Origin of the sequence: Stenotrophomonas sp. VV52 (assembly GCF_002893095.1) — a bacterium.
GTDB classification, from domain to species: domain Bacteria; phylum Pseudomonadota; class Gammaproteobacteria; order Xanthomonadales; family Xanthomonadaceae; genus Stenotrophomonas; species Stenotrophomonas aracearum.
In genome coordinates this window covers 1-2,693 of the sequence record NZ_PKQQ01000034.1, presented here as the reverse complement: position 1 = coordinate 2,693, position 2,693 = coordinate 1, and the positions used below count along the sequence as shown (strand labels likewise).

Genomic DNA, 2,693 nt, shown 5'->3' with positions numbered 1-2,693 from the left:
GCGGGATAATTCAATATTATCCCGCCTTTAGATACGACCCGTACTCGGCGAGTAGTGTAACTTGATTGGTATGTAATTACGTGGTATGTAATACATTACGAAATAGTCGGAGAGTGCGATGGCACGCGGCGGCTTGTACAAGAGCGACATCCAGAAGGCCCGCGATGCGCTGCGGGCACAGGGCAAACACCCGTCGGTGGACGCGGTGCGGGTGGCGCTGGGCAACACCGGCTCCAAGACAACCATTCACCGCTACCTGAAGGAGCTGGAAGAAGATGAAGGGCAAGGCCTTGGCGCCAAGGTCGCGGTCAGCGACGCGCTACAGGACCTGGTCGGTCGGCTTGCCGGTCGCCTACACGAGGAGGCCGAGGCTGTAATCGCCGAGGCCCGGCAGCGCTTCGAAGCGCACTTGCAGGAGCGTAGCGAGGCGCTGGAACGCACCCAGCAGGAGGCGTCCACGCTGAGCGCGCAGCTTCAGCGCATTGAAACTGCCTTACGCGAAGAAAAGACGACCCACGCCGCAGCCCAGCAGGCCTTGGCCGAACGGGTCACCGAGGTCGCGCAGCTCGGCGAACGGATCGCGGGACTGACCGCGCGGCTGGCGGAGCACGAGGCGCATGCCCAGTCGCTGGAGCAGAAGCACCAGCATGCTCGCGAGGCGTTGGAGCACTACCGCACCTCGGTCAAGGACCAACGCGAACAGGAACAGCGCCGCCACGAGCACCAGGTGCAGGAACTGCAGGTCGCGCTGCGCCAGGCCAACGAGGCGCTGACCGCCAAGAACCACGAACTGGTTCAGCTCAACCGCGACAACGGGCAGTGGCTGGAACGCCACAGCCGCCTAGAGAGGGAACTGGCGCAGGTGCGGCAAGCTGCGGACGACCAGCGGAAGGAGCTGGACGCGCTGCGGCTTACGGCTGCGGAGTACCAGGCCTTGCTGGCACGCTGGACCCAGGACGCCCAAGCGTTGGAGAGCGCACGGGTCAAGCTGGCCAATGCTCACGCCGACTTGGCCAAGGAGCGAGAACGGCGTGAACAAGCCGAGGCCGAAGCGTTGCGTGCCGGTGTGCGCCAGGACACCTTGGAGCAGTTGCTGGCGCAGTTGCGGCCCGATCGCGCCGACAGTTCAGGTACCAACAAAAATCCGGCAACCAAATGATTTCACGGAAGAAAAAAAAATTCTGGGGGCATTTTTGCACGTATCTCGGCTTAACCCCACATCCGCCATCCTTATGGGGTTTCCATGGGGGGTGCGCGTGACTTTGTCCGTCGACTCAACACCGACCTTCGCTCGACGCCTCCAACAAGCCCGCCTGCACACGGGTTTGTCGCAGAAGGAGTTGGGCATCCGGGCCGGTCTGGATCCTTACGTGGCCAGCCCCCGAGTCAACCAGTACGAACGTGGCAAGCACGAGCCCAAGCTGGAGACTGCTGAGCGGTTGGCCCAAGCGTTGGGGATCCCCGCCGCCTTCCTTTACACCGACGATGATCTGCTGGCCAAGTTGCTCCTGCGCTGGGGCTCGCTAAGCAAGCAGCAGAAGCGGGAGTTGGTGAAGCTGATCGAGGCCACACCCGAGAAGTAAACCGAACAAGCGCTAGCCCTATGGGCAACCCTTCGCCTCAACCCGCCCATTGGGCGCTCCTGGAGGGAGCTGCAGTGGCCGTGACTAGTGCGACTGACAAGTGGCGGCATCTCAGGCCTACTTGAGATTTTGTTCACGACCGATACACACGCGCCTTGTCTAAAGTGATTTACAATGTCGCCCGTGTCAGCCTCCTCACTTCTACTGCGACTGCTCCTGATCGTCATGCTCGTGCTTAACGGCGCGTGGTCGGCATTTGCGTCGATCAGTATGAACCCGGCCATGGAAGCGCAGGCCAGCGAAGTGGCTGCCGCGGTGCAAGGCGACGAAGACTGCGTCGCCCATCACAGTGCTGAGAATCATCCCGATGCCACCTCGATTGAAAGGGCTGGCACTGGGCATGGCGACCATGCCGGTCCCGACTGTTGCAAGTCTTCTGCGTGCCGGTGCGCCTGCGTACACGCGTGCGCGAGCGCACTTCCGGCGCGCCTGCATGTTTCGGTGCAACTGGCCTTGGGCCTGGATGTCATGCCGCTGCCCCTAGGGCATGCGGCACCTGCCTTGCCTCATCTGATCCGACCACCGATCGGCTAAGCGTCCCTAAGCGCCGCAATGGCGCCGTTGGTGTGGCTTGCATGCCTATTTATAGGCCAGCCGCCCGCTCTGTACCACCGCCCGCCGGTGGCAACACGACGCTTGGAGCATTTTCATGTCGCATGATGATTTTCGTGGTCCACACGGTGGACCGCCGCTGCTACCTTCGCGGCGGCGATTTGTCCAGGGCTTGGCCTTGGGAGGCGCAGTCGCAGGATTAGGTTTCTGGCCCAAAGCCAGTTGGGCGCTCAAGGGCCCGGGACAACCCAACGTACTATCGGGCACCGAGTTTGACCTAACCATCGGCGAGACGCCGATGAACTTCACCGGCAAGACCCGCACCGCGATCACCGTCAATGGGTCCGTTCCGGCGCCGTTGCTGCGTTGGCGGGAAGGCACCACGGTCAACCTGCGTGTCTCCAATGCATTGCCCGCTAACTCCCTCCATGGCGCGGACACCTCCATCCATTGGCACGGCATCATTTTGCCGGCCAACATGGACGGCGTGCCGGGCCT

At 62.3% G+C, this 2,693-nt stretch carries 4 protein-coding genes; all 4 read left to right on the top strand.

All coding sequences use genetic code 11. The features are described from left to right. Positions 1 to 118 precede the first annotated feature (118 nt). A complete protein-coding gene (locus C2U58_RS19710; protein ID WP_017354988.1) occupies positions 119 to 1,159 on the top strand; it encodes a DNA-binding protein in 1,041 nt (346 codons plus the stop codon). Positions 1,160 to 1,232: 73 nt separating this feature from the next. Further along, positions 1,233 to 1,583 (top strand): helix-turn-helix transcriptional regulator, encoded by a 351-nt coding sequence (locus C2U58_RS19705; protein WP_049404629.1) that lies wholly within the window; start codon positions 1,233 to 1,235, stop codon positions 1,581 to 1,583. A 174-nt stretch (positions 1,584 to 1,757) separates the two neighbouring features. Continuing rightward, the gene (locus tag C2U58_RS19700) at positions 1,758 to 2,177 is read left to right on the top strand and encodes a CopL family metal-binding regulatory protein (protein WP_080354476.1); all 420 of its coding nucleotides are present in this window, start codon (positions 1,758 to 1,760) and stop codon (positions 2,175 to 2,177) included. Positions 2,178 to 2,292: 115 nt separating this feature from the next. Then, the coding region (locus C2U58_RS19695) for a multicopper oxidase domain-containing protein (RefSeq protein WP_146033508.1) at positions 2,293 to 2,693 on the top strand (401 nt) is incomplete at its 3' end.